Annotated in this window: 20 protein-coding genes; 16 read left to right on the top strand and 4 right to left on the bottom strand. The window is 51.6% G+C overall.

Annotated elements, in window-relative coordinates:
• Positions 1-47: 47 nt before the first annotated feature.
• The 11 genes from rfbA (at position 48) to EHT25_RS31885 (ending at position 13,140) form a co-directional block, all read left to right on the top strand.
• Complete coding sequence (gene rfbA / locus EHT25_RS31835) at positions 48-908, top strand: glucose-1-phosphate thymidylyltransferase RfbA (RefSeq protein ID WP_124879502.1); 861 nt, start codon at positions 48-50, stop codon at positions 906-908.
• Positions 909-1,288: 380 nt separating this feature from the next.
• Positions 1,289-1,696, top strand: coding sequence for a hypothetical protein (locus EHT25_RS31840; RefSeq protein WP_124879503.1), 408 nt, complete (start codon positions 1,289-1,291; stop codon positions 1,694-1,696).
• 21 nt (positions 1,697-1,717) lie between these two features.
• Positions 1,718-2,389 (top strand): hypothetical protein, encoded by a 672-nt coding sequence (locus tag EHT25_RS31845; RefSeq protein ID WP_124879504.1) that lies wholly within the window; start codon positions 1,718-1,720, stop codon positions 2,387-2,389.
• A gap of 247 nt (positions 2,390-2,636) precedes the next feature.
• Positions 2,637-3,023: a hypothetical protein gene (locus tag EHT25_RS31850; RefSeq protein WP_124879505.1), complete on the top strand. Its 387-nt coding sequence runs from the start codon at positions 2,637-2,639 to the stop codon at positions 3,021-3,023.
• A 156-nt stretch (positions 3,024-3,179) separates the two neighbouring features.
• The gene (locus tag EHT25_RS31855) at positions 3,180-3,728 is read left to right on the top strand and encodes a hypothetical protein (RefSeq protein ID WP_124879506.1); all 549 of its coding nucleotides are present in this window, start codon (positions 3,180-3,182) and stop codon (positions 3,726-3,728) included.
• A 111-nt stretch (positions 3,729-3,839) separates the two neighbouring features.
• Positions 3,840-4,649, top strand: coding sequence for a sensor histidine kinase (locus EHT25_RS31860; RefSeq protein WP_124879507.1), 810 nt, complete (start codon positions 3,840-3,842; stop codon positions 4,647-4,649).
• A 22-nt stretch (positions 4,650-4,671) separates the two neighbouring features.
• A complete protein-coding gene (locus EHT25_RS31865; RefSeq protein ID WP_124879508.1) occupies positions 4,672-5,337 on the top strand; it encodes a response regulator transcription factor in 666 nt (221 codons plus the stop codon).
• 249 nt (positions 5,338-5,586) lie between these two features.
• The gene (locus EHT25_RS31870; RefSeq protein WP_124879509.1) at positions 5,587-8,349 is read left to right on the top strand and encodes a 2-oxoglutarate dehydrogenase E1 component; all 2,763 of its coding nucleotides are present in this window, start codon (positions 5,587-5,589) and stop codon (positions 8,347-8,349) included.
• A 55-nt stretch (positions 8,350-8,404) separates the two neighbouring features.
• Positions 8,405-10,030 carry a 2-oxoglutarate dehydrogenase complex dihydrolipoyllysine-residue succinyltransferase gene (odhB, locus tag EHT25_RS31875; protein ID WP_124879510.1) on the top strand — a complete coding sequence of 542 codons (1,626 nt, stop codon included), beginning with the start codon at positions 8,405-8,407 and terminating at the stop codon, positions 10,028-10,030.
• A 126-nt stretch (positions 10,031-10,156) separates the two neighbouring features.
• Entirely contained in the window at positions 10,157-11,557 is a 1,401-nt protein-coding gene (lpdA, locus tag EHT25_RS31880; protein ID WP_124879511.1) for a dihydrolipoyl dehydrogenase, read from the top strand.
• A gap of 218 nt (positions 11,558-11,775) precedes the next feature.
• Complete coding sequence (locus tag EHT25_RS31885; protein ID WP_124879512.1) at positions 11,776-13,140, top strand: M28 family peptidase; 1,365 nt, start codon at positions 11,776-11,778, stop codon at positions 13,138-13,140.
• A gap of 114 nt (positions 13,141-13,254) precedes the next feature.
• On the opposite strand, the gene EHT25_RS31890 is transcribed toward EHT25_RS31885, so the two are convergent.
• Positions 13,255-15,420 carry an alpha-amylase family protein gene (locus EHT25_RS31890; protein WP_124879513.1) on the bottom strand — a complete coding sequence of 722 codons (2,166 nt, stop codon included), beginning with the start codon at positions 15,418-15,420 and terminating at the stop codon, positions 13,255-13,257.
• Between the two features lie 136 nt (positions 15,421-15,556).
• The gene (locus EHT25_RS31895) at positions 15,557-15,883 is read right to left on the bottom strand and encodes a nucleotide pyrophosphohydrolase (protein WP_124879514.1); all 327 of its coding nucleotides are present in this window, start codon (positions 15,881-15,883) and stop codon (positions 15,557-15,559) included.
• 123 nt (positions 15,884-16,006) lie between these two features.
• Between EHT25_RS31895 and EHT25_RS31900 the strand changes: the two genes are divergently transcribed.
• The 5 genes from EHT25_RS31900 (at position 16,007) to EHT25_RS31920 (ending at position 24,197) form a co-directional block, all read left to right on the top strand.
• The gene (locus tag EHT25_RS31900; protein WP_124879515.1) at positions 16,007-16,615 is read left to right on the top strand and encodes an RNA polymerase sigma factor; all 609 of its coding nucleotides are present in this window, start codon (positions 16,007-16,009) and stop codon (positions 16,613-16,615) included.
• A gap of 89 nt (positions 16,616-16,704) precedes the next feature.
• The gene (locus EHT25_RS31905) at positions 16,705-17,718 is read left to right on the top strand and encodes a FecR family protein (protein WP_124879516.1); all 1,014 of its coding nucleotides are present in this window, start codon (positions 16,705-16,707) and stop codon (positions 17,716-17,718) included.
• A 4-nt stretch (positions 17,719-17,722) separates the two neighbouring features.
• Positions 17,723-21,310 (top strand): SusC/RagA family TonB-linked outer membrane protein, encoded by a 3,588-nt coding sequence (locus EHT25_RS31910; protein WP_229311873.1) that lies wholly within the window; start codon positions 17,723-17,725, stop codon positions 21,308-21,310.
• Between the two features lie 12 nt (positions 21,311-21,322).
• Complete coding sequence (locus tag EHT25_RS31915; protein ID WP_124879517.1) at positions 21,323-22,765, top strand: RagB/SusD family nutrient uptake outer membrane protein; 1,443 nt, start codon at positions 21,323-21,325, stop codon at positions 22,763-22,765.
• Between the two features lie 142 nt (positions 22,766-22,907).
• Positions 22,908-24,197 carry a hypothetical protein gene (locus EHT25_RS31920; RefSeq protein WP_124879518.1) on the top strand — a complete coding sequence of 430 codons (1,290 nt, stop codon included), beginning with the start codon at positions 22,908-22,910 and terminating at the stop codon, positions 24,195-24,197.
• Positions 24,198-24,285: 88 nt separating this feature from the next.
• On the opposite strand, the gene EHT25_RS31925 is transcribed toward EHT25_RS31920, so the two are convergent.
• Positions 24,286-24,651 (bottom strand): DUF2237 family protein, encoded by a 366-nt coding sequence (locus EHT25_RS31925; RefSeq protein ID WP_124879519.1) that lies wholly within the window; start codon positions 24,649-24,651, stop codon positions 24,286-24,288.
• A 31-nt stretch (positions 24,652-24,682) separates the two neighbouring features.
• Entirely contained in the window at positions 24,683-25,525 is an 843-nt protein-coding gene (locus tag EHT25_RS31930; protein ID WP_124879520.1) for an endonuclease/exonuclease/phosphatase family protein, read from the bottom strand.
• Positions 25,526-25,539 lie beyond the last annotated feature (14 nt).

Raw genomic sequence — 25,539 nt, forward strand, 5'->3', positions numbered from 1 at the left:
CGGACTGCGGTAGCTATTCACTCATTCTATCCTTCACTCATTGAACTATGAAAGGAATCATTCTGGCCGGTGGCTCCGGCACCCGTTTGCACCCGTTGACCCTGGCGGTCAGCAAGCAACTCATGCCGGTTTACGACAAACCGATGATTTATTATCCGCTGTCGATTCTGCTGCTGGCGGGCATCCGCGAGGTGCTGATTATTTCGACACCCCACGATTTGCCGCATTTCAAAAAATTGCTGGGCGATGGGGCGCAGGTGGGCTGCTCGTTCAGCTATGCCGAACAACCGCTGCCGAATGGGCTGGCGCAGGCCTTCGTGATTGGCGAAGAATTCATCGGCGATGATAAAGTCGCGCTGATTCTGGGCGATAATATTTTCTACGGGTCGGGCCTGTCGAAACTCCTGCAAGCCAACAACGATCCCGATGGCGGTGTGGTGTTTGCCTACAAGGTCAATGATCCCGAGCGTTACGGTGTCGTGGAATTCGATGATGACTTCAAAGCCCTGTCGATCGAAGAAAAACCGGAACAGCCGAAGTCGAACTATGCCGTACCCGGTTTGTATTTCTATGATAATGAAGTGGTTAAGATCGCTAAAGAACTGGAGCCGAGTCCCCGGGGCGAATACGAAATCACGGACGTCAACAAGGTTTATCTGGAACGCGGCAAACTGAAAGTCGGTATTCTGGATCGCGGAACCGCCTGGCTGGATACCGGAACCTTTGTATCGCTGATGCAGGCCGGTCAGTTTGTTCAGGTCATTGAAGAACGCCAGGGCATGAAAATCGGCTCGATCGAAGAAATCGCGTATCGCATGGGCTACATCGATGCCGCTCAATTGAAAGAAATCGCTAAACCGCTGGTCAAAAGCGGGTACGGACAATATCTGCTGAATTTGCTGAAGTAACAGACGCCAATTCGGAGGGTGTAAAGGAGGGCTAAATCGCTTCTTTACGCCCTTTTTTTGTGCTTTTCGTTAAAAAAAAAGCCTGGACAATGTCCTGGCCTTTTCCAAACCTAACCTATGAGATGAGAAAATCGGCCCGTTTGGTCGATTGACCGGACTGACCAACTCTCTGCAAATGTGCAGGGAAGTTACTAAGAATGGCAGAGAAGAAATACTGAAATAGCCCAGAACCGATAATTTTTTTACCAAAAGGGTATAGAATGCAATAAAATGCGGGATATTCCCTGATTGAGTACGTATTTATACCTGTTTTTCAGAGGACTACAACTATCCCACAGGAAATCAATTTAACTTGGTAAAGCAAAACAAACTGCTCTACCATGCACGAACCGCGTAAACCCTCCGACAAATTTCACGGGGATGTTGGCTCTTTTATCACCGCTGCCGACGCCAAAAACCGTACCCGCCAGCATCGCGCTTTTGAAGAAGGAAAACTGGGTCTGAAACCAGACGAAGTGACCAAGGCCGAGTTTTTTGGCATCAACCGCATTAGCAAATTGATGGGGCGTAAAGATTGCGTAGGCATCCGGATTTACTACGGCAAACGCTACGAAGACGCGGACGGCGACCCCACGACGCACGACAAAGGCGAGCTCAAACCCCGCTTGGTATTAGTAGGTGTCCGCGCCGACGGTTCCGATATTTTTGAAGATAAAGAAGGGTTGAAAGATCTGATGGGCGATGGCGATGCATTGGCCGATGGAATGCCTTGTCCGCAATCGTGTTAGTCGTAGCATTCAACGAATGAAATGTTAGAAAGATTCTTTCATTTATATTTAGAACATCCTTTAGAGTTAACCCATGATTTGGCAACTGTAATACCTATTGTTGTCGGATTATTTTATGCCAACCCAAAACGAAAGGAGATAAGATTCCTGTTAATATATTTCGTTTTCCTATTTTTCAGGAATCTTATTTCTAATATTTACGCTACCTATAGAATAAATAATATTTTTTTATATAATTTTTTTAATTTTATAGAGATAATTGGCTTCGGATTAACTTATTATTTTAATATCAATAAGTCTAATTTTAAGTTTTATATTCTTATTGGTAGTATATTAGTAATTATCATAAATGTTTTTTTCTGGGAAACCAACGAATTTTCTGCTGGTATCCTTACTTTAACAAGAATCTTCGGTTTATCTATTGCGCTATTTTATTTTGTAGAATTATTGGCCGAGATGAAAGTGAAAAATATCCTGAAACATTCTTTGTTTTGGGTAAGTAGCGGAATAATCATTCATTCTACCGGTACAATCCTTATTTTCTTATTTTCAAAAATAATCCTATCAACGCGAGCTGCACCAGATATTTTCTTTGCTTATTGGAATTTTATATTAATAATGTATATAGTATTTTGCCTGTTTGTCTCCGTGGGTTTTTGGGTTAGTAAATATGATGAAGATAATTATGCTTGATTTGGTATGTAATTATTTAGTTACTTTCTGAATGCAATATCTATTTAAATCAATTGGGATTAATCCCCGATTTAAATCAGAAAACCGGCCTGAATAATCAACAAAACAGGATCAGAAATGCATTGTAAACATAGCCCGGTTTTCCGTTTACTCAAAGGTTTCCGCGTTAATTGCATTCCACACCAGGCTTGTGCAACTTTGGAAAACTATTTCAAACATCATTTTTACCGTATAACCTCTTTTTTCCATGAGTTCAATTAATAGCGGTGCGGGACGCTTCATTTCGAATGAAGAAGCCAATCAATTCAAAGGAGCCTATGAGAATCGCAAAAAACAGCAACTGATTCCGGAACAGGATACCGTTCGCTCCGAATTCTTTGGCAGCACCAATCTGCAGCAGATACTCGATCAGCCGGGCTGCATCGGTATCCGGATTTATCACGCCAAGCGTCGGGAAAAGGTGAATGGGACCGAACACCTGGTGCCCCGGGTGGTGCTGGTTGGTGTTGACAAAAACGGGAAAGAAATTCTGCAATTGACTGTTCCGACCGAAACCGGTATGAAAGATATGCCTGCTGGAAAAGAAGGACAATTGGCCGATGGTCCGATCTGTCCGCCGGAGTGTAACGGGTAACGCAAGGAGGGAAAGCCTATGCTTGATCACCCCTATATATCATTAATTCTGAAGTATCCGGATTCATTTTTACCAGATCTGTTCCTGCTTCTGGCAATCGGGGCAGGTCTGGTCAACTATTCTTTTCTGGATAGGCCCAGTCGGTGGTTATTCAGAATGCTGGTTCTCTCGTTGGTCATTAGCCTTATTCAACTTCATGATGCGGCCTACCGGCAGAATAACACGTATTTACACAATCTGAATTCACTGGTTGAAATGGGCTGTTTTGCCGCAGCTTATCGGATTGAATTAAAAGCCCGGAGTAATCAGGTAATTGTTTTTACGGGATTGGGGATATATTTATTGGTATTCCTGAATGATTTCAGCTGGACCCGCATTGCCGGTGTTACGCTCGGTGTGGAACGAATTGTCATGATTGTCTACGCCTTGTTGTATTTTCATTACATTCTGGCTCGGATGCAGGTACAAAACCTATTGATTCATTCAATGTTCTGGGTGAGCGCCGGAGCCATTGTCCATGCAGCCGGAACGTTATTTGTCTTTCTGTTTGTCAAAGTGACACTGGGTGACCTTAGTTCAAACGGCAGTTACGCATTGTACATCACCATCGTACGAACCTTTTCGGCCTTTTTTTACATCATTCTCGGCTTCAGCTTCTGCATTCGACGGCGCGAATTTCGGCTGGCTGAGCGGTTTACCGTTTAATACATCGTTCTTGCGCAAATGACTCCAGAGTTTTATATTTCGCAAATTGAAACTTAATCATTCCCCGTGTATGGGAACGCACTTCGCTTCTGGCCCGCTGTGAACGAGGACATGAAATTATATATTGCCGTTGGAACGGCCGTTTTGCTGGTGATGGCTATTTTCATCATTGTATTTGTTGCCTATTACCAGCAAAAACAAATTCGTCAGCAACTGATTCTGAAAGAGTGGCAGGAGAAATACCGCAAAGGTCTTCTGGCCGCAACGCTTCAGGCGCAGGAACACGAACGTCGGCGGATCGCCCAGGATCTGCACGACGAAATTGGAACGATGCTGTCGGTTACAAAATTGAGCCTCAATCAGCTGGGTAGAACCGTTGAACACAACGACCCCGGCTCAACGGTTTTGGTTCAGAAAACCCGCTCACTCCTGGACGAAACCATCGCCAACGTCCGGCGCATCAGCCGCGATCTGGTTCCTACTACCCTCGAACGGTTCGGCCTTGTTTCGGCGCTGGAAGAACTGGCCGAAAAAGCCAGCAATGGCGAAGTCCATGTCGAGTTGTCGTGTTCGGATAAAATGCCGACCTTGCTGCCGCAGCTGGATCTGACGCTGTTTCGGATTGCGCAGGAGTTGATCAACAACGCGATTAAACACGCCAATGCCGAGAATATCATCATCGATTTGCATTGTCAGCCCAACGGCGTCCTGCTGTCGGTGATCGACGACGGACGCGGTTTTGATCTGGACGAAATTCTGAAAGACAAAAAACGCGGGTTGGGACTGCGGAACATCGAAAGCCGGTTGAACGTCATCGACGGGCATGTAACGTTCGATGTCGAAGAAGGCCGTGGCTCCCGGATTCACATCCAGGTGAAAAATTTAAAACCAGAAGTGGAGGTTGAAGTAGAAGCGGTATAAAATCAGCCATCTAACCCTAACCATGAAAAAGATCAAGATTGCTTTAGCCGACGATCATAATCTGTTCCGGAAGGGAATGGCTTCGGTGCTGAGTCAGGTGCCGGATTTTGAATTGGTGCTCGAAGCGAGCAACGGCCAGGAACTGATCGACAAACTGACCCGCCGAATGCCCGACGTGGTGTTACTGGACCTGGAAATGCCGGTCATGGACGGTATTGCGACCACTGAATACATCCGCGAAAACCACCCCGACGTCAAAATCATCATGCTAACCATGCACGACGAAGACCGGTTTGTATTGCACTTACTCGAAAAGGGCGTCAGCGGGTACGTTCTGAAAGATGCCGACCTGGATGAAGTGGAAAAAGCCGTTCATCGGGTCATGGACGATGGCGTTTACCTGAACGATTTCGTCTCGAAGGTAATGCACCGGAAAATGGTCAACAAAACCACGGTTATCAAGCAATCCTCGACCACCACACTTTATAATAGTAAGGTATTGCTGTCGGAACGCGAGAAAGAAGTGCTTAAGCTGATCTGTGAAGGGTTATCGACCGCCGAAATCAGCGAGAAAATCTTCCTCAGCCCGCGCACCGTCGAAGGCCACCGTCTGCGGATTCTGGAAAAAACCGGTACCAAAAATACGGCAGGAATGGTGGCTTACGCATTCAAAAATAATCTGGTATAAAAAACGGAAAAAAGGAGGAAGGGAAGGAAGGAGAAACGAGTGCCGTCAATGCACCTCTTCTCCTTTCTTCCCTTCCTCCTTTTTTCCATTCAATCCGGCTTCCCTTCTCCCTTTTTTCAACTTATTTCCGATCGGTATTGTTACCAAAACAGAATCACTTCAGGTATTAATAAAGAATTGAAAAATAGTAGACAATCTTTCTATTTGAATCGTTTAACTTTGCCAACCGAACATGGGTGATTCCGAATTATGGACAGATTCTCGTATATAGCTAACTCTGAAGCAGCGTACATCGACGACTTATACCGGGCTTACAAGCAGGACCCCGGCTCAGTGGATGGAAGCTGGCAAAAATTTTTTGAAGGTTTTGAATTTTCCCAGTCGTACGGCGAAAATGGCAACGGAACCAATGGCCATTCCGGTGCTGACCAAACGACTACAAAACCCGTTATTGACACCAAACACGCTGAAAAGGAAGTATCGGTCGCCAGTCTGATCAAAGCGTACCGCTCACGGGGTCACCTTTTAGCCAAAACCAATCCCATTCGCAGCCGGAAAAACCGCAATCCGCGGATTGGCCTCGAAGACTACGCCCTGACCGAAGCCGACCTCGACACGGTTTTTGAAGCCGGTAGCCTGTTGGGAATCGGGCCGAGTACGCTGCGAAAAATCATGGAGTCGCTGGAGAAAATTTACGCCGGAACCATCGGTTTCGAGTACATGTACATCCGCGAGATTGATGTCAAGAACTGGCTGCGGAATAAAATCGAGAAGGAAGCCCTTGTTTTCGATCCGACAATTGACGAGAAAAAGCGGATTCTGGAAAAGCTGAACGAAGCAACGGTTTTCGAGAACTTCCTGCATACCAAATACTTGGGCCAGAAGCGGTTTTCGCTCGAAGGCGGAGAAACCACCATTCCGGCGCTGGATGCCATCATTAATTACGCATCCGAACTGGGGGTGGAAGAAATGATGATCGGGATGGCCCACCGCGGTCGTCTGAACGTGCTGGTGAACATCCTGGGCAAATCATACGAAAGCGTTTTCAGCGGTTTTGAAGGCAATGTTCCCGACCAGGTCTTCGGCGACGGTGACGTGAAATACCACCTGGGCTATTCGAGTCTGATCGAAACCAAGGCGGGCAAGCAAATGAGCCTGAAACTGGCGCCGAATCCGTCGCACCTGGAAGCGGTTAATCCGATTATCGAAGGATTTGTTCGCGCACAGGCCGACGAAGAATACGCCGGTAATTTCGACAAGATTCTGCCGATTCTGATCCACGGCGATGCAGCTGTGGCGGGGCAGGGGATTGTCTATGAGGTGACTCAAATGGCGAAACTGGCTGGTTATCAAACCGGTGGAACGCTCCACTTTGTAATCAATAACCAGATCGGTTTTACGACTGATTTTGAAGACGCCCGCTCGTCGATCTACTGCTCGGATGTTGCCAAAATCATCGATGCGCCGATTTTCCACGTCAACGGCGACGATCCGGAAGCGGTGGTTTTCTGCGCCAAACTGGCGGTCGAGTTTCGCGAAAAATTCAACCGGGACGTTTTCATTGACATGGTGTGTTACCGTCGCTACGGCCACAACGAGTCGGACGAACCGAAGTTTACGCAACCGGATTTGTACAATATCATTGAAAAACACGCCAATCCGCGCGAAATTTATAATAAAAGCCTGATCGATCGGGGCGAAGTCGATGCCGAACTGGCGACGAAAATGGACGTTGCGTTCAAGAAGGAACTGCAGGATCGGCTCGACATGGTGAAGCAAAAGGCCGAAATTCCGTACAAACCGCTGCGTCTGGACCGCGAATGGGCTGAGTTGCGGGTAAGTACACCTGCTGATTTCGACCAGTCGCCCGAAACCGGTGTTCCGCTGGAAACACTGGAAAAAGTGGGCAATGCGCTCGTGACGATTCCGAACGGTTTCAAGCCGTTGAAGCAGATCGACAAACTGCTGAAAGATCGTCGGCAGATGCTGTTTGAAACGAAACAGGTCAACTGGGGGACGGCGGAATTACTGGCCTATGGTTCAATTCTGAGCGAAAATAAAGTGGTTCGGCTGAGTGGCCAGGACGTGCAGCGGGGAACGTTCTCGCACCGCCATGCGGTTTTGCACGATTCGGAAACCAACGAATCGTACAGTTCACTCGACCACATTGAGGGCAGTCCGCAGAAGATGCAGATTTACAACTCGTTGTTGTCGGAATACGGTGTTCTGGGCTTTGAGTTCGGCTATTCGATGGCGGCTCCGCATGCACTGGTGATCTGGGAAGCCCAGTTTGGGGACTTCTCGAACGGTGCGCAGGTCATTATCGACCAGTTTGTGTCGTCCTGCGAGTCGAAATGGGGATTGATGAACGGTCTGGTGATGCTGTTGCCGCACGGCTACGAGGGTCAGGGGCCGGAACACTCCAACGCCCGCCCGGAACGCTACCTGCAACTTTCGGCGGAGTATAACATGGTGGTTGCCAACGTAACAACCCCAGCCAACTTCTTTCACCTGTTGCGTCGCCAGTTGACATGGCCGTTCCGAAAACCGTTGGTGGTGATGTCACCAAAATCATTATTACGTCACCCACAAGTAGTTTCTCCGTTGGAGGACCTTACCAAAGGTACTTTTAAAGAAGTATTGCCGGATGGTTATGCAACGGGCAAGAAAGTGAAGCGGATTTTGCTGTGTACGGGTAAAATCTATTACGAATTGCTCGAAAAACAACAAGCCGATAAGCGTGAAGATGTTGCCATTGTTCGGTTGGAACAGTTACATCCTTTCCCGCAAAAACAACTGGATGCGATTTTAGCCGGATACGCTAAAAACGCTGAACTGATATGGGTGCAGGAAGAACCGTCGAACATGGGTGCCTGGACATACTTGCTGCGTTCAGCCCTGGATTTGAAATTGCGCGGGATTACCCGGAAAACGAGTGCGTCGCCCGCAACCGGTTATTCCAAAGTTCACAGCCAGGAACAAGCCGACATCATTCGCCGGGCATTTGAATAAGAGTTTACAGTTACCACCAATCCTCTGGTAATTGACAACTGAAAACGAAGAAAAAATGGCAATAGAAATGAAAGTACCCCCGGTTGGGGAATCGATTACGGAAGTGACCGTTGGCGCATGGCATAAGAAAGAGGGTGATTCGGTGAAGCGGGACGAAGTGTTGTGTGAACTGGAATCCGACAAAGCCTCGTTTGAATTTCCCGCCGAAGCGGATGGCGTATTGCACATTCTGGCACAGGAAGGCGATGTATTGCCCATCGGTGCGGTTTTGTGTACCATCGAAGCCGCTGGTGCATCCAATGGCGCGGCTCCGGCACCGAAAGCTGAAGCTCCGGTCGAACCATCTAAACCCGTTGAACAACCGGCTCCCCAGCCCGTGGCGGTTAAACCGGAACCTGCACCGCAACCCGCAGCCCCTGAACCCGCTGCGGCTTCAACTGCAAAATCCATAGAAATGAAAGTGCCTCCTGTCGGTGAGTCGATCACGGAAGTGACGATTGCCTCCTGGAGTAAAAAAGACGGTGATCAGGTCGCCCTGGATGAGGTCCTCTGCGAACTCGAATCGGACAAAGCCACGTTTGAGCTGCCCTCCGAAGCCGCCGGAACACTCCGGATTGTGGCCGAAGCGGGGTCAACGCTGGCGATTGGTGCCGTAATCTGCCGGATTGAAGTCGGTGCGGGGGCCGCACAACCGGTTGCACAACCAGCAGCCCCGGTGCAACAGCCAGCTGCTCAACCCGTTGCTGCTCAGGCTGATGGCTACGCGGCCAATCATCCGTCGCCGGTTGCGGCCAAAATTCTGGCCGAAAAAGGCATCGATCCCAAAGAAGTGAACGGTACCGGAATTGGTGGCCGGATTATGAAGGAAGACGCCGTGAAGGCCGAAAAATCGGCGGCTCCGGCTCCACAACCAGCGGCAACTCCGGCTCCCAAACCGGCCCCTGCTCCGGTTGCTGCGGCTCCGGCAGTCGAAGGTGGCAATCGCGTTCAACGGCGCGAACGCCTAAGCTCGTTGCGGAAAACCATCGCCCGGCGGTTGGTGGCCGTGAAAAATGAAACCGCCATGCTGACGACCTTCAACGAGGTCGACATGAAGCCGATCATGGATTTGCGGGCCAAATACAAAGATAAATTCAAGGAAAAACACGCGGTTGGGCTGGGCTTTATGTCCTTCTTCGCCAAAGCCATTTGCATGGCATTGCAGGAATTCCCGGCGGTGAATGCCATGATCGACGGCGATTCGATTGTCTTCAACGACTATTGCGATATTTCGATTGCGGTTTCGACGGAACGCGGGCTGGTGGTGCCGGTTATTCGCAACGCGGAAAGCATGAATTTCGCGGGCATCGAGAAGGAAATTATCCGGCTGGCGGGTCTGGCACGGGATAACAAACTGACCATCGAGCAAATGACCGGTGGTACGTTCACCATTACCAACGGTGGTACGTTCGGTTCCATGTTGTCGACGCCGATTATCAACGCTCCGCAATCGGCCATTCTGGGCATGCACAACATCGTGGAACGCCCGGTGGTTGTCAACGGCGAAATCGTGATTCGCCCGGTTATGTACGTGGCGCTTTCGTACGATCACCGCATCATCGATGGCAAAGATTCCGTGAGCTTCCTCGTTCGGGTGAAGCAACTGTTGGAAGATCCGGCCCGGATTTTACTGGGTGTTTGATAAATAAGTAGGACGGATTATAAAACCGGCTTTGCTGCGTGCCTTTTTGGGCTTGTTGGCAAAAACGGTATAATCCGTCCTACGTTTGTATATAAGATTATTTACCTGCAAAAAGATCTACTGTTTATGCAATACGACGTCATCGTCATCGGCTCCGGGCCGGGCGGCTATGTGGCCGCGATTCGTTGCGCCCAGTTGGGTTTAAAAACGGCTATCGTGGAAAAATACAAGACGTTAGGCGGAACCTGCCTCAACGTTGGTTGTATTCCGTCGAAAGCCCTGCTCGATTCTTCGGAGCATTTTTACAATGCCGCCCACACCTTCGCCGAACACGGTATTAAACTGGCCGATTTGCAGGTCGATCTGCCGCAGATGATCAAACGGAAAACCGGTGTTGTCGACGCAAACGTAACCGGTATTGCGTTTCTGATGAAGAAAAACAAGATCACGGTTCACCAGGGGTTTGGTTCGTTTGTCGATGCCAATACGCTGAAAGTCAAGAAAGACGACGGCAGCGAAGAGCAGATTACGACGAAGAATTTCATCATTGCCACGGGTTCCAAACCGTCGTCGTTTCCGTCGATGCCGATCGATAAAAAACGCGTCATCACCTCAACCGAAGCGCTGACGTTGCAGGAAGTACCGAAACACCTCATCGTGATTGGCGCGGGGGTTATTGGTGCCGAACTGGGGTCGGTTTATGCCCGCATCGGCTCCAGAGTGTCGTTCGTTGAATTTGCCGATTCGATGATTCCGACAATGGACAAAACGATGGGGAAAGAACTCCAGAAAGCCGTCAAGAAACTGGGTGCCGATTTCTATTTCAGCCATAAAGTAACCAGCGTCGAAAATACCGGCGAAGGTGTGGTCGTGAAAGCCGATGCCCCGAATGGCCAACAGATTACGCTGGAAGGAGATTACTGCCTGGTGTCGGTCGGTCGCCGTCCGTATACCGATGGCTTGAACCTCGAAGCCGCCGGTTTGGCTGCCGACAGCCGGGGACGGATTGAGGTGAATGATCATTTGCAAACCAAAGTTCCCAACATCTACGCCATTGGCGACGTGATCCGGGGGGCCATGTTGGCGCACAAAGCGGAAGAAGAGGGCGTTTTTGTGGCCGAAACCCTGGTCGGGCAAAAACCGCACATCAATTACCGCCTGATTCCCGGCGTGGTCTATACCTGGCCGGAAGTGGCCAGCGTGGGTTTCACCGAGGAGGAGTTGAAAGCAGAAAACCGGGCTTACAAAGTCGGTTCGTTTCCTTACAAAGCGCTGGGCCGCGCGCGGGCCTCAATGGACGTTGACGGTTTGGTGAAAGTGTTGGCCGACAAACAAACCGACGAAATTCTGGGGATGCACATCATCGGTGCACGAGCCGCCGATATGATCGCTGAATGCGTCGTTGCCATGGAATACCGGGCTTCGGCCGAGGACATCGCGCGCATTTCACACGCCCACCCGACCTACACGGAAGCCATCAAGGAAGCCTGTCTGGCTGCAACGGACAACCGGGCGATCCATATGTAGTAGTCGTTTGTACCCACGGACTAAAGTCCGTGTGATTCTTGGTTAACTATTAGCTTTTAACATACCCAGGATTACACGGACTAAAGTCCGTGGGTACGTCATATACTGAACCCCAAATTGCAATCCACTGACAATCAATTGGATTTATTGCATAATTCTCAACCCGGCTTTGGAATTCAGGCCGGGTTTTTCTTTTTTAGAAGATACCCAATCCCGCGATGAAAAAACTATTACTTGCCTTCTGTCTTTTCGCGACCGGCGCTCAGGCCCAATCATCCGCCGACTCCGTAACCATTCGCAAAATCTACACCGAAATCCTGGCCAACAGTCCGTCTTATGAATGGCTACGCCAGTTAACCAAAGGCGTTGGTCCGCGATTGAGCGGTTCGACCGGGGCGCAGAAAGCCGTCGACTGGTCGAAACAACTGATGGAAAAGCAAGGGTTTGACCGGGTGTTCTTGCAGGAAGTAATGGTGCCGCATTGGGTGCGGGGCGCGAAGGAAGTGGCTTACATTCAGAATGGTAAACAGAAAATAACCGTGCCAATTGCGGCTCTGGGTGGTTCGATTGCCACGGCACCCAAAGGCGTTGAAGCGCCGGTGATTGAAGTGAAAAACTTTCAGGAATTGCGGGATTTGGGCGCGGAAAAGGTGAAAGGCAAGATTGTGTTTTTCAACCGCCCGATGGACCCCACCAGGTTGAGTACCTTCGAAGCCTACGCCGGAGCCGTCGATCAGCGCGGCAATGGCGCGTCGGAAGCCGGAAAACTCGGAGCTGTGGGCGCCATTGTTCGTTCGATGACAACGGCAATGGACGATAATCCGCATACGGGGGGCATGCGCTATGCCACCGGAGTACCCCTGATTCCGACGGCCGCCATCAGCACCAACGGTGCCGAATTGCTCAGTAAGTCGCTGAAAGAGAACGCCAACCTGACGTTTTACTTCAAACAAAATTGCGAAATGCTGCCCGACGCCAAATCGTACAATGTCGTTGGTGAAATCAAGGGATCGGAAAAACCGGACGAGATCATTGTGGTGGGCGGCCACCTCGATTCGTGGGATCTGGGCGAAGGAGCACACGACGATGGCACTGGCTGTGTGCAGTCGATCGACGTATTGCGTACCTTCAAAGCCTTGGGTATCAAACCCAAACGCACGATTCGGGCCGTGATGTTTATGAATGAGGAAAATGGATTGCGGGGCGGTGTGGGCTACGCTGATTATGCGAAGAAGAACAACGAAAAACACATTGCCGCGGTCGAGTCAGACGAAGGCGGTTTTACACCCCGGGGCTTTGGAATTGTCGGCACGGCTGAACAGCGGGCAAAAGTGATGCCGTGGAAACCGCTGCTGGTTCCCTACGGATTGTACGACATCGGTGCCGGTCCGGGCGGAGCGGATATTGGACCGCTGGCGCAGTTCGGCACGGTTTTATTCGGTTTCAAACCGGATACGCAACGGTATTTCGACTTTCACCACACGGGCATCGACCGCTTCGAAGGCGTCAACAAGCGCGAACTCGAACTGGGAGCGGCTTCGATGACGGCCCTGGTGTATTTGCTGGATCAATATGGATTGTAAGGAGAGTTAAGAAATTGTTTCGCGGAGTTAAGCGGAGAAAAGGGAGTTAAGCGAAGGTTTTAAAAGAAATCTCTGCTTAACTCCCTTTTCTCCGCTTAACTCCGCGAAACAATTTCAACTTAAGTCCAAAGCCACAATCTCGTGGTCAAGGATTTTAGAAACTGTTACCAATACTTTACCATCCTTCAGCTCAAATTTAGGTTTGGTATCGCTCATCAGTAGCTTGACACCGGTCACTTTAGCCCCCGCCGGAACCGGTACGCTCACCTGTGCTTCGACCGGAATCAGCTCCCGGAAAGGCCCTTTCATCATCATCGGGTTCGTCAGATTCACCAAATGAACGGTCATGGATTTGGCCTGTCGCCAGACCGTTACGTCGATGACGCCCGGCCCCGATACAGTGGCAATCGGTTCTTCATCCAGCGCCCAGTGGATAACGTTGCTCAGCAGTTGCCCGTGATCGGTGTTCAGCAGTTGCCAGAATGACCGGTCCAGATCGCCGGGGATATAGGCTACCCGCCCTTTGCCCACCTGCCGCAGGTACAATTCCCGCGTGTCGGTTTCGGCCACGCGCGGATATACATCTTCCATCGGTAAGTCAGGATACGTCGGAATGAGCGTAACCGGACTGGGAAAAGCCGCTGTCGGTTTGACGTTGACTTTATAAATCGAGTTGATGATGCGGGGCGTGTCGTCCAATCCCTGCAAAATCAACCGATTCTGGCTGTTTTTGGCATCGTGTCGTAATTGCAGGTAGCTATTCCGCAACGGGCCTTCCACGTTTTGACTGTAGGAAACGCCGAACAAACCGGCCAGCCCGAAATCCGGTCGTTGTTGCCCTTCTTCGTTGTACAGCGAGGTTTCAAAAGTAGCTACCAGACTGCCACCGGAGTCGACAAACGCCTGTAACTGCCTGCACTGTGCGTCGGAAAGAGCCGCGATGTTGGGTAGAATGAGCAATTTAAACCGCTTCAAATCATCCGGCGACAGCAGCCGGTCGTTCACCATATCGAACGGAATACGGTTTTCTACGAGCGAATGGTATATGCCGTCGAGGTGGTCACCGGTTTTCTGCTGCCAGGGTTTACCTCCGTAATTTCGGTCGGTTTGTTCGGAATAAACCACGCCAACCCGCGCCATCGGAGCCGTGTTGCGCAGGTATTTTTCGTTTTTATAATACCCTTCATAGAGTTTGGCGACGGCTTCCATCCACCGTTTGTCGTAAATGTCCCCACCAAACTTGACAAAACACGGACGCATTCCGTTGGCCGTTCCTTCGGCTACCCAGATTCGGATTTCGGCATCGCTCTGCACCGAATCTTTCCAGCGAAACTCTTCTTCGATGCCCACACTGAAAATCCCGATGAGCGGTTTTAAGCCGAGCGTCGAACGGAGTTCCTTCGCGCCTTTGCCGTTCGACCAGGGAGCCGTCAGACCGCGCCGGGCCTGTTGATCCGCAAAAAAAAGATCGGCTTCCCTGCCGGTGACGACTTTGTCCGGAAAACCGTTGGGAATGAAACGGGACGTGGGCCGGTGTTTGCGGATTTCATCGTCCCAGACCGACCAGAGTTCCCGCAACCGCTTCATCCGCCAGTCCGTCCATTTCCGGTAGGTGAGATCCAGCTTATCAATCTTAGAAGGTAAGGCCAGACCGGAAGCGGTTTTAAAATTACGCTGGCAATGTTCGCAGTAACAAATGTCGTGACCCGCCCAACGGTTGGAGAAAATTCCTTCCGGCTGAAACCGCTGCATGATTTCGCCGGTCACCTGCTTCATGAACTCAAAATTGTACGGCCCCAGGGCGCAGGTGACCCACAAATCCGGGTTGGCCCAGTGACGGCGTTTTTGCCCGTCGGCGGTTACGGCGATCCAATCCGGGTGGGCGTCGTAAACGTTTTGTCGGGCGGCATGCGGGTCGGTGCGGAGCATAATTTTCATGCCTTGCTTTTTACACCCTTCCACCAGGTAACCGAGCGTGTCGGAATTCCCCAGAAAATCGCTCCGGTGGTGGAGCGGAATTTGCGTCGGGTAAAAAGCCACTACGCCACCCGCACTGAGCAACGCCCCGTCGGCGTGAATCCGCTTGAAGTAACTGAGCCAGAAATCAGGATCGTAATGACCGGGGTCGCGTTCCACAAAAGCCAGCTGCGCCCACCGCATCGGACCGTCGAGCCAGAACGTAGGCGTCTCGATGGACGGTTTGGCGAGCGTATCGGGACCGGATAGGGCATAAGCCCCACCGATAAGGCCAGCGGTTTTAATAAAATCTCTTCGTTCCATAAGTGGGGTTTAGGTTTATGAAGAAGAGTTGTTTCGCGGAGTTAAGCGGAGGAAAGTAGAGTTAAGCAGAGAAAGACTTTTTAAATTAAACTCCGCTTAACTCTGCGCTTCTCCGCTCAACTCCGCGAAACAATCCCTATTTCAATTTCTCATTTTCCAGATGCCGCGTCGCATCCCGCACGGTTTTCTTCTCCAGGTTTTTCTGAAAAGCCGCCGTCAGATCGACACCGGTTTGGTTGGCGAGGCAGATCAGCACCCAGAGGACATCGGCCATTTCGTCGCCCAGATCTTTGGCTTTATCCGATTCTTTTTCCGATTGTTCACCATACCGCCGGGCAATGATACGGGCCACTTCGCCGACTTCTTCGGTCAGCATGGCCAGGTTGGTCAATTCATTAAAATACCGTACGCCGATGGTTTTGATCCATTCATCGACGGTCGTCTGTGCTTCGCGTAACGTCATTGTTTTAATTTCCGTGGTCTGAGTATATCAAAGCAAATTTATCAGTAAATAATACCAAATTTTGCGGGAATCGGTTAAGTTTGTCAATCAGCGGCCTAAAATGGGTCCGTTGACCGAATACAAATGAACGCCCGCCCAGACTCCACCAATGACCAGACGCACTGGAATGCTTTCCGGGAGGGAAGTGAGTCGGCATTTGCAGCTTTGTATTCGACGTATTACCGGTATTTGATGAACTACGGCCGGCGATTTGGCGCAACCGATGCCACCACCGAAGATGCGATCCACGACCTGTTTATCGAGTTGTGGAATTACCGGCAAACCCTCAGCCAGCCCCAGTCGGTTCAGGCTTATCTTCTCAAATCGTTTCGGAATCGGCTGGTGACCCAACTCGCCGAACGGCAACGGCGGTTTGCCGACGTGGATGTGGAAGAGCAATTCGGTTTATTGTCGCCCGAGCCCTCCGCCGAAGAACAGCTGGTTGCGGACGGATTGAATCGGGAACAGCACGAACAGGTACAGGGCGCGTTCACCACCTTATCGCCCCGCCAGCGGGAGGTACTGTACCTGCGTTATTTTACCGATTTAAGTTACGACGAAATCTGCGCCGTTATGGGCATTACGTACCAAACCGCCCGCACGCAACTCTATCAGGCGCTGACCGCGCTCCGCAAACGTCTCCAAACAAACTGGCCGGTTTTGGTCCTGCTGTTCAGCCTGTTCGACAACTAGCTGAAACTTTTTTTTACAAATTTTTCTTCCGTTCCTACTACAAAAACCGCATTGTCTTCTCTTACGGATGATTGACCTCTCAACACGGCATGAAACCGCTGGAATACTACGCCACTATCGATACCATTGAGCTTGCCCGCGATCCGGATTTTCGGATGTGGATTCTTCAACCAACATCGGAACGAAACCGGTTTTGGGATTCGGTGAAAACGCTTTATCCGCACCAGCAAGGCACGATGGAACAGGCCCGTTTGCTGGTGGCCGGGCTGGAGGCAACCTGGCAGGAAATTCCCGAAACGGCGGTTATGGCTTCCTTTCAGCAACTTCAGAAAAAGCAGCTGGAACAGCAACCGGAACCCAGGCGGTTATTTTTCAGCCCCCGGTTTTTCCGGTATGCCGCTGCCGTAACATGCTTGCTGATGGCCGGATTGGCGGGATGGTTTTACCAGCGAACAGATTCCGTTCTCGAATATAAAACCGCTTACGGACAGATTCAGACGGTGAGCTTACCGGATGGTTCGGTAGTGACGCTGAACGCGAATTCGGTTTTGCAAATGGCGGGCGACTGGGAAACACAGGAACGCCGGGAGGTACGGCTGACGGGCGAGGCTTTTTTTGATGTCAGTAAAAAACCGCAGGGCCGTCGGAAACCGTTCGTGGTGCACACCGGCATGGGCGATGTGGTGGTGTTGGGAACGCGCTTTAACGTAAACACCCGTCATACGCACACGCAAGTGGTTTTGCAGGAAGGAAAAGTAAAAGTAGCGCTGCCGAAACACCCCGACGTGCTGATGCAACCGGGCGATCTGCTGGAAACCACGAACGGAAAAACCGCCATCCGCCGGGCGAAGGTGGATGCCAACCGCTACGTGGCCTGGCGCGAGAATCTGCTGGTGATGGAAGATGTACCACTCGGCGAAATTGTTGAGCGGTTGAACGACCAGTACGGTTTGACGGTGTTAATTACCAATAAAAAATTACTTACCGAATCATTTACCGGTTCGGCACCGGTTGATCAGCCTGAGTTGTTGCTGCGGCTGGTGGCTGCAACGTTCCGTTTAAAAATGAGTAAAAAAGAAAATCAGATCGTGTTATCCAACTAAACCAATGAATAAAACCGTACCAAATCTTATCCGACTGGCGATTTTGGGCGTGTGGAGTCTGTCAACCACCGCCAAAGCGCAGATGCTGGCGTCGAACACGCTGCGGCAGCCATCCCGATTGGCCCAGGACTATTCCCGGCCGGTCCGAAACGTCCGAACGTTGAGTGATGTATTGCGCGAACTGGAGCGCAAATTTGGGATCAAGTTTGCTTTTCAACGTAAAACCCTTCAGGATAAAACCGTTAGCCTGCCGTTGCCGTCGTCGGCCGATCGGGAAATGGTTTTGAAAGCGGTTTTGAAACCTAACAACCTGACGTTTAAGAAAGTCGATGACCATTATTACGTCATCATCGAAGCCGACGAAGCCACGAGCCGCGTCGCTCCGTTTCTAGCCCCGCTGGAAGAAAGCCAACTGTTGCAGACCCGCTCGAACCCGATGCCGGACGACCGGATGAGTATGGTGGTGCCATCCTCGCTGCACATGCGTCAGCCGCTGGAAGTGATTGTTCAGGAGCGCCGGATTTCGGGCCGAGTATCGGCGGACGAAAACGCCGACGGTCTGCCGGGGGTGAGCGTGGCCTTGAAAAATTCGACGCGTGGCACTACAACCGACGGATCAGGAAACTATTCGGTGACGATCCCGAACGAAGGTGGCACACTGGTGTTCAGCTTCATCGGGTATGTGACGCAGGAAGTGCCGGTTGGCAGCCAGTCTACCATCAATATTTCGCTGAAACAATCCGATCAGACGCTGAACGAAGTAGTAGTAGTGGGTTACGGTACACAGCAAAAGCGCGACGTAACCGGTTCAATTGCGTCGATTAGTACCAAGAATATTAAAGACCAGCCGGTTCCGAACATCGTAGAAGGTCTGACGGGGCGGTTACCGGGGGTTTTGATCCAGCAAAATACGGGTGCACCGGGCAACAGTCCATCCATCAAAATTCGGGGTTTGGGTTCCATCAGCGCCGGGAACGGACCGCTGGTCGTGATCGACGGGCAACCGCTGAACTCGGGTGACCTGGCTAACGGCGGAGGTCTGAACCTGCTGAATCCGAACGACATCGACAAGATCGACATTCTGAAAGATGCGTCGGCAACCGCCATTTACGGTTCGCGGGGTGCCAATGGGGTTGTGGTTGTGACGACGAAACGCGGGAAATCCGGGCAGGCACGTCTGACCTTCGATTATTACACCGGGGTGCAGCAGATCACCAAAAAAATGGACATGCTGAACGCCCAGCAGTTTGCCGAATTCTCGAAAGAAGCGTTCAACAATGCGTACCTGGAGCGGGTTCCCGGTTCCAAAATTGATGATCCGAACAGCGTTCGGGCGGCCGGGCAGCGGTACCGGTATCCGCGCGGTGAAATCGCGGGAGTGAGCTTCGACAATCCGGGTGCCCTGTCAAGTTACGATTACCAGGATATGATTTTTCAGAATGCGCCCATCAGCAGCTACCAGTTGAGCGCATCGGGTGGCAGTGATAAAATTCAATACATGGTTTCGGGTAACTACCTGAATCAGAAAGGGGTTGTGAAGCGTTCGGGTATCGACCGATACACCATTCGTACGAATATCGACGCTCAGATTACGTCTTTCCTGAAAATGGGGGTAAGCCTGAGTCCATCGTTCTCGGTCGAAAACCGGGCCAATACGGACGGGCACTGGGCGAGCAACGGGGTGATCAATGCCGCGTTGAGTTTGCCGCCTTTCATTCCGATTTACCAGCCGAATACGACGGTTTACAATTCGCAGGCTTTCTACGCAGCTCCGTACGACTGGCCGGGCATCACCAATCCGGTCGCCAATATTTACGAAATTGATAACCAGGTTCGGACCACGCGTCTGCTGGGCAATGCCTATGCCGAGGTGAAACTGCCGTTCGGAGTTCTGTACCGCGGAACGATCGGGGGCGATATCCGGCAATTGCGCCAGAATTATTACCAGACGTCCGCGTTGCCCCTGAACCAGTTATTGCCGCCGACGGCCAACTCCGCCTACGCCGAAAATTCGCAGGAGCTGAACTGGGTAACCAATCATACGCTGACGTACAATAAAGAGATCGGACCCGATCACCGCTTTGAGGTGCTGGTGGGTCTGGAAAGCCAGAAAAACGATTTTGAGCGGACCCGGATCGATGCCAATAACTTCCCGAACGACATTGTCCGGACAGTAAACGCGGGTACGATTGTCGGAACCAACTCTTCGCGGAATGTTCGGGATCAGTGGTCGCTGGCGTCGTATTTTGGCCGGGTGTCCTATTCGTTCAAGGACCGGTATCTGGCCAATGCTTCCTTCCGGCGCGATGGTTCGTCGCGGTTTGGGGCCAATAACCGCTGGGGTACATTCCCCTCGGCCTCGGTCGGCTGGCGGGTTTCGGAAGAATCCTTCCTGAAAAATAACCGCATTATCTCCGAATTGAAAATCAAAGCAAGCTATGGTCTTTCGGGCAATAACGCCTTCACCGGCAATTATCCGTCAATTGGTTTGTTAGGCCCGGATAACTACGTGCTGGGTAATGCGCTGGCCAACGGTCTGGCCGTCAACTCAATCGGAAACGATAACCTGACCTGGGAGAAAAGCCGGCAAACCGACATCGGTCTGGAACTCGGAATTCTGAGCAACCGGATTTTCCTGACCGCGGATTACTACAAACGGATCACCACCGATTTGCTGCTGGCGGTTCAGGTGCCAACGCTGACCGGTTTTACATCCGCCGTGAAGAACATCGGGAAAGTAGAAAACAAAGGGTTGGAACTGGCGCTGAACACACGTAACCTCACCGGTGCCTTTAGCTGGAATACCGATCTGAACTTCTCGTTCAACCGCAACAAGGTGCTGGCACTCGGACCCACGGGCGACCCGATCCGGAGCGGAACCGGCGTTGGTGAAACGAACATTACCATGATTGGCGAACCGCTGGGCAGTTTTTATGGCTACCAGCAACTGGGCGTTTTCAAGAACCAGGCTGAACTCGATGCCTATCCGCATTTTGCCGATGCCCGGCCGGGTGATGTGAAGTTTGCGGATGTGAATGGCGACGGAAAAGTCGATGCCAACGACCGTACACTAATCGGTAACAACCAGCCGGATTTCATTTACGGGATGACCAACACCTTCACTTACAAGGGCATTGATCTGGGTATTGTAATTCAGGGCGTTCAGGGATCAACGATTCTGAACCTGTCGCGCCGGTTTTACGAAAACCTGGAAGGGAACGCCAACGAGCTGACCACGGTGCTGAACCGCTGGCGGTCGCCCGACCAGCCGGGTGATGGCAAAACGCCCCGCGCCAACACGCGGTCGACCGGTAACAACAACGCGGTTTCGTCGCGGTGGATCGAAGATGCCAGCTATTTCCGGATTCGGAACATCACGGTCGGCTATAACCTGCGGAAAACGCTGATTCAGAAGGTCAAACTGCAAAGTCTGCGGGTGTATGGCGGTGTTCAAAACGTGCTGACGGTTTCGAAATACCTGGGCTACAACCCGGAAGTCAGCGGGTATGAAGGTCCGCTGACCGGCGGAGTCGATTACGGCAGTTACCCACTGGCTCGTACCTACACGATTGGCGTAAACATTGGTCTTTAATTCTGAACATCCATGAAACGAAAATATTTAGTTGTTGCCCTGCTGAGTCTCGCGTTGACGAGCTGTAAGGACGAGTTTCTGGCCTTGTCGCCAATTTCGCAGGCCAGTACGGCAACGTTTTACAAAACCAGTTCCGACATGCTGAATGCGCTGAACGGCGCTTACGGAGCCCTGCAACTGGCGGGTCAGTATGGCCAGTTTTACGTTGTTTCGGAAATCCCGTCCGACGACACCCGACCGGTTTTGTCCGGTTCGGTCACGGATCAGGATGAGTTCGATAAATTCTATATGCGGACGACCAATCCGTATACACTGGCTCGCTGGAGCGATGGTTACAAAGGTATTTACCGCTGCAACGCCATCATCGACCGGAGTGCCGGGGTGACGATGGACGAGACCCTGAAAAAACGGGTTGTCGGAGAAGCCAAATTCCTGCGGGCGCTGATGTATTTCAACCTCGTCCGGGTGTTTGGCGATGTGCCGCTGGTGGTGAAGGAAATCGTCGATCCACAGGATGGATACGAATACGCACGCGCTCCGGTGGCAGATGTCTATACGCAGATTATCAAAGATTTAACGGATGCGGAAGCAGTTCTGGATGCAAGCTATACCGGCGCTAATATAGGTCGGGCCACGCGCGGAGCGGCCAAATCGTTGTTGGGAAAAGTATACCTGACGCAGAAGAAATACGCCGAAGCATCTGCGAAGTTGAAAGAGGTTATCGACGCCAATACGTATGATTTGCTGCCAACGTATGCAGCGGTTTTTCAGGCTTCGAACAAGAATCACAAAGAGTCGATTTTTGACGTTCAGTACAAAAAAGGCAGCATCGGGGAGGGCAGCGGTTTTGCGAATGCCTACGCTCCCGAAAACTCGGGCAACGCGGTGATTCAGTTTGGTGGCGGTGGGAACAACCAGCCCACGGCGGACATGGTGGCGGCTTACGAAGCGGGTGATTTGCGCAAGGATGTGTCGCTGGCGACGAGCTACGTAAATGCCAGTGGGGTAAAAGTGGATTACAATTTCATTCGGAAATACAAAGATCCACCGATCGTCAATGGCGATTCGGAAGACAACTGGCCGGTTTTGCGGTATGCTGATGTGTTACTGATGTATGCCGAAACGCTGAACGAAACCGGTAAAACTGCCGATGCGCTGCCCTTCCTGAACCGCATTCGGACCCGGGCCGGACTGGCAGCCAAAACCGCTGCCGACGCCGGAACGCAAGCCGCCATGCGGTTGGCACTGGAACAGGAACGTCGGGTTGAGCTGGCCTTTGAAGGACACCGCTGGTTCGATCTGGTCCGGACGGGCCGGGCGTTGGACGTCATGAAAGCCAAGGCGACCGCGATCGGGATCAAAACCAATTTGACGGAAAACAACCTGATTTTTGCCATTCCGCAGAGCCAGATCGACATCAATTCCTCGAAAATCAAGCAAAATCCGGGGTATTGATGGGAATAGAATAAAGAGATGAGACAAGAGATGTGAGAGTACGGTTTTGTCTCACGTCTCATCTCTTTATTCTCATCAGTAGATTATTGACAGTCAGCGGCTTTGGGTGTTTGAGAAATCAGCATCCAAAGCCGCTTTTTGTATGAATCGACGCTATTTTCTGAAAACATCCGCCGTGGCCGGTTTGAGCGGACTGGCATTTAGTCGGGCCGTTGGAAAACCGTTGGACGTTCCAATTCGGGCGTTGACGAAAGGTCCCGGTTTTCACTGGTTTGGGTATTACGACAAGCGGCAGTTCGATCCGACAAACCGCTACGTGTTGGGGATGCAGGTCAATTTCGAAGGTCGTTCGCCAACCGCCGACGATGTAATTAAAATCGGCCTGATCGATTTACAGAAGAACGATTCGTGGACGGAACTGGGTGAAAGCCGGGCGTGGGGCTGGCAGCAGGGGTGTATGTTGCAATGGATTCCGGGTTCCAAATCCGAGGTGATCTGGAACGACCGCGTTGGTAATCAGTACGTCAGCCACATCGTCGATGTATTTACCCGCAAAAAGCGGACGTTGCCGAAAGCCGTCTATGCCCTGAGTCCAGACGGAAGCTGGGCAATCGGGACCGAGTTTAGCCGGATTCAGGATCTGCGACCCGGTTATGGCTACGCGGGCATTCGGGATCCGTATTACGATATCAAAGCGCCGAAGGAAATCGGCTTGTATCGGATGGATTTAAAAACCGGTACAACAAAATTACTTCTGTCACTGGAGGATGCGGCTGCGATCCCGCACAACGGTGCGTCGGTTGCGAATAATTTCCACTGGTTCAATCATTTACTGATTAACACAGACGGAACACGGTTGACGTTTCTGCACCGCTGGCGGGCCATGCGCGAAGACCGGCAGATCATGGCGCGGACCCATTTCGTCACCCGCATGTTCACGATGAATCCCGACGGCAGCGACCGGTTTATCATCGACCCGTCCGGCTTTACGTCCCACTTCATCTGGCGCGATCCGACGACAATTTGCGCCTACACCAAACCGGAAGGACAACCGCAAACCTTTTATATACTGGAGGATAAAACCGGTAAAACCGAGCGGATTGTGACGGAGAAAATGCCTGTCAATGGCCATCAGACGTACGTTCCTGAGCGAAATAATGCGTGGTTGATCAACGACAATTATGCCCAGAACGGAGGTTCGGGAGCCAAAGACCGGAATCAGACACCGTACCTCTATCACCTGCCCACCGACCGCCGGATTGACCTGGGCCATTTTCCGGCGGGAGAAAGTTACGTGGCCGAGTGGCGCTGCGACCTGCATCCCCGCACGAGCAACGACGGCAATTTCGTCTGCATCGACTCCACCCACGGCGGCAACGGACGGCAATTGTATTTACTGGATTTGCGGCCGGTGTGGCAGGGGGAATATTGACGATCGACCATTGACGGATGCCAATAGAGCGCTGACCATGGGCGATTAGCAATGGTCGGCTGTCAATGGTCAATCGTCTATCATCGTCTCACTCCTCAAAAGCCAGTTCCCGCAGCATGTCGATGGTGACGTAGTTGAGAACCTGCTGGTGGGTGCTGGCGAGCAAAACCGGGGGCGCAACGCCCGCTTCGTAGGCTTCGCGCCAGCGCAGGACGTGCAGACACCAGCGATTACCGGGTTTCAGACCGCGAAAGCGTAATTCGGGGCGGGGAGTGATCAGGTCGTTTCCCCGGCTGCGCGAAAACGCCAGAAATTGCTGGGTGATGATCGCGCAGACGAGGTGTTGACCCTGATTTTCGTCGTCGGTCCGGCAAAAACCGTCGCGGAAAAAACCGGTCATCGGGTTTGTGCAGCAGCTTTCCAGTGGATTGCCGTAGACGTTTAATTCAGCCATAAAAAGGGCGCAGGATGTTCGGACGCCCAAGTTAGCGGATAACGGCTTTGATCACAACCGGTTGGTGGTCCGACGGATACCGCTGTTCTTTGGCATCGGTCAAAACGCCGTATTTCAGCACGTCGATGCCTTTTTTGACGAAAATATAATCGATGCGGTTTTTCATCGGCGCATCGAATTTAAAGCTGTTGAAAGTGCCTTCGGGACCGTAAACCGGTGTTTTGGTTACCTCGTGCGAATCGCTCAGCAACGTCTGAATGGTTTTAATCTGCTCCGTTTCGGGCGTCGAATTGAAATCACCGACCAGCACGACGGGTTCGTCCTTCGCGATTTCCTGAATTTTCTGCACCATCAGTTTCCCCGATTGCCGACGCGCTTCCACGCCCTGGTGATCGAAGTGAACGCTGAAAAAATAGAACTTCTTTTTCGTCGTTTTATCCCGGAACTGCGCCCAGGAGCAGATGCGGTTGCAGCAGGTCGCGTCCCAGCCTTTGCCCGGTTTGTCGGGCGTTTCGCTGAGCCAGAAATCGCCGGATTTCAGGACTTCAAACCGGTCTTTTTTGTAGAAAATCGCCGAATGTTCCCCGGCCTGCTGCCCGTCGTCGCGGCCTTTCCCCAAAAACGCAAATTCGGTCAGTTCGGCGATGCCATCCAGTTGTTCCCGCAAGCCTTCCTGGGTGCCGAACAGGTCGAATTCGTGGAAGCGGATCAGGGCTTTGACATCTTCCTTGCGGTTGGGCCAGGCGTTGATGCCGTCGTTTTTGGTATTATAGCGGATGTTGTACGTGGCAATGGTAATCGGCGTGTCTTTCTGGGAAAAACCGTCCTGGGTAATCAGAATGCTAGCCAGCAGGATTAGGATCGTTAGTTTCATCGTTTGACGTTAGG

The organism is Larkinella rosea (genome assembly GCF_003858635.1).
Lineage (GTDB): Bacteria > Bacteroidota > Bacteroidia > Cytophagales > Spirosomataceae > Larkinella > Larkinella rosea.

Excerpts from the sequence above, each read along its gene's own strand:
- EHT25_RS31870 (WP_124879509.1), top strand. The coding sequence starts at position 5,587 with ATGGACAGATTCTCGTATATAGCTAACTCTGAAGCAGCGTACATCGAC.
- EHT25_RS31860 (WP_124879507.1), top strand. The coding sequence starts at position 3,840 with ATGAAATTATATATTGCCGTTGGAACGGCCGTTTTGCTGGTGATGGCT.
- EHT25_RS31845 (WP_124879504.1), top strand. The coding sequence starts at position 1,718 with ATGTTAGAAAGATTCTTTCATTTATATTTAGAACATCCTTTAGAGTTA.
- EHT25_RS31890 (WP_124879513.1), bottom strand. The coding sequence starts at position 15,420 with ATGGAACGAAGAGATTTTATTAAAACCGCTGGCCTTATCGGTGGGGCT.
- EHT25_RS31920 (WP_124879518.1), top strand. The coding sequence starts at position 22,908 with ATGAATCGACGCTATTTTCTGAAAACATCCGCCGTGGCCGGTTTGAGC.
- EHT25_RS31855 (WP_124879506.1), top strand. The coding sequence starts at position 3,180 with ATGCTGGTTCTCTCGTTGGTCATTAGCCTTATTCAACTTCATGATGCG.
- EHT25_RS31900 (WP_124879515.1), top strand. The coding sequence starts at position 16,007 with ATGAACGCCCGCCCAGACTCCACCAATGACCAGACGCACTGGAATGCT.
- EHT25_RS31910 (WP_229311873.1), top strand. The coding sequence starts at position 17,723 with ATGAATAAAACCGTACCAAATCTTATCCGACTGGCGATTTTGGGCGTG.
- lpdA (WP_124879511.1), top strand. The coding sequence starts at position 10,157 with ATGCAATACGACGTCATCGTCATCGGCTCCGGGCCGGGCGGCTATGTG.
- EHT25_RS31930 (WP_124879520.1), bottom strand. The coding sequence starts at position 25,525 with ATGAAACTAACGATCCTAATCCTGCTGGCTAGCATTCTGATTACCCAG.
- EHT25_RS31850 (WP_124879505.1), top strand. The coding sequence starts at position 2,637 with ATGAGTTCAATTAATAGCGGTGCGGGACGCTTCATTTCGAATGAAGAA.
- EHT25_RS31885 (WP_124879512.1), top strand. The coding sequence starts at position 11,776 with ATGAAAAAACTATTACTTGCCTTCTGTCTTTTCGCGACCGGCGCTCAG.
- rfbA (WP_124879502.1), top strand. The coding sequence starts at position 48 with ATGAAAGGAATCATTCTGGCCGGTGGCTCCGGCACCCGTTTGCACCCG.
- EHT25_RS31895 (WP_124879514.1), bottom strand. The coding sequence starts at position 15,883 with ATGACGTTACGCGAAGCACAGACGACCGTCGATGAATGGATCAAAACC.
- EHT25_RS31915 (WP_124879517.1), top strand. The coding sequence starts at position 21,323 with ATGAAACGAAAATATTTAGTTGTTGCCCTGCTGAGTCTCGCGTTGACG.
- EHT25_RS31865 (WP_124879508.1), top strand. The coding sequence starts at position 4,672 with ATGAAAAAGATCAAGATTGCTTTAGCCGACGATCATAATCTGTTCCGG.
- EHT25_RS31840 (WP_124879503.1), top strand. The coding sequence starts at position 1,289 with ATGCACGAACCGCGTAAACCCTCCGACAAATTTCACGGGGATGTTGGC.
- EHT25_RS31905 (WP_124879516.1), top strand. The coding sequence starts at position 16,705 with ATGAAACCGCTGGAATACTACGCCACTATCGATACCATTGAGCTTGCC.
- odhB (WP_124879510.1), top strand. The coding sequence starts at position 8,405 with ATGGCAATAGAAATGAAAGTACCCCCGGTTGGGGAATCGATTACGGAA.
- EHT25_RS31925 (WP_124879519.1), bottom strand. The coding sequence starts at position 24,651 with ATGGCTGAATTAAACGTCTACGGCAATCCACTGGAAAGCTGCTGCACA.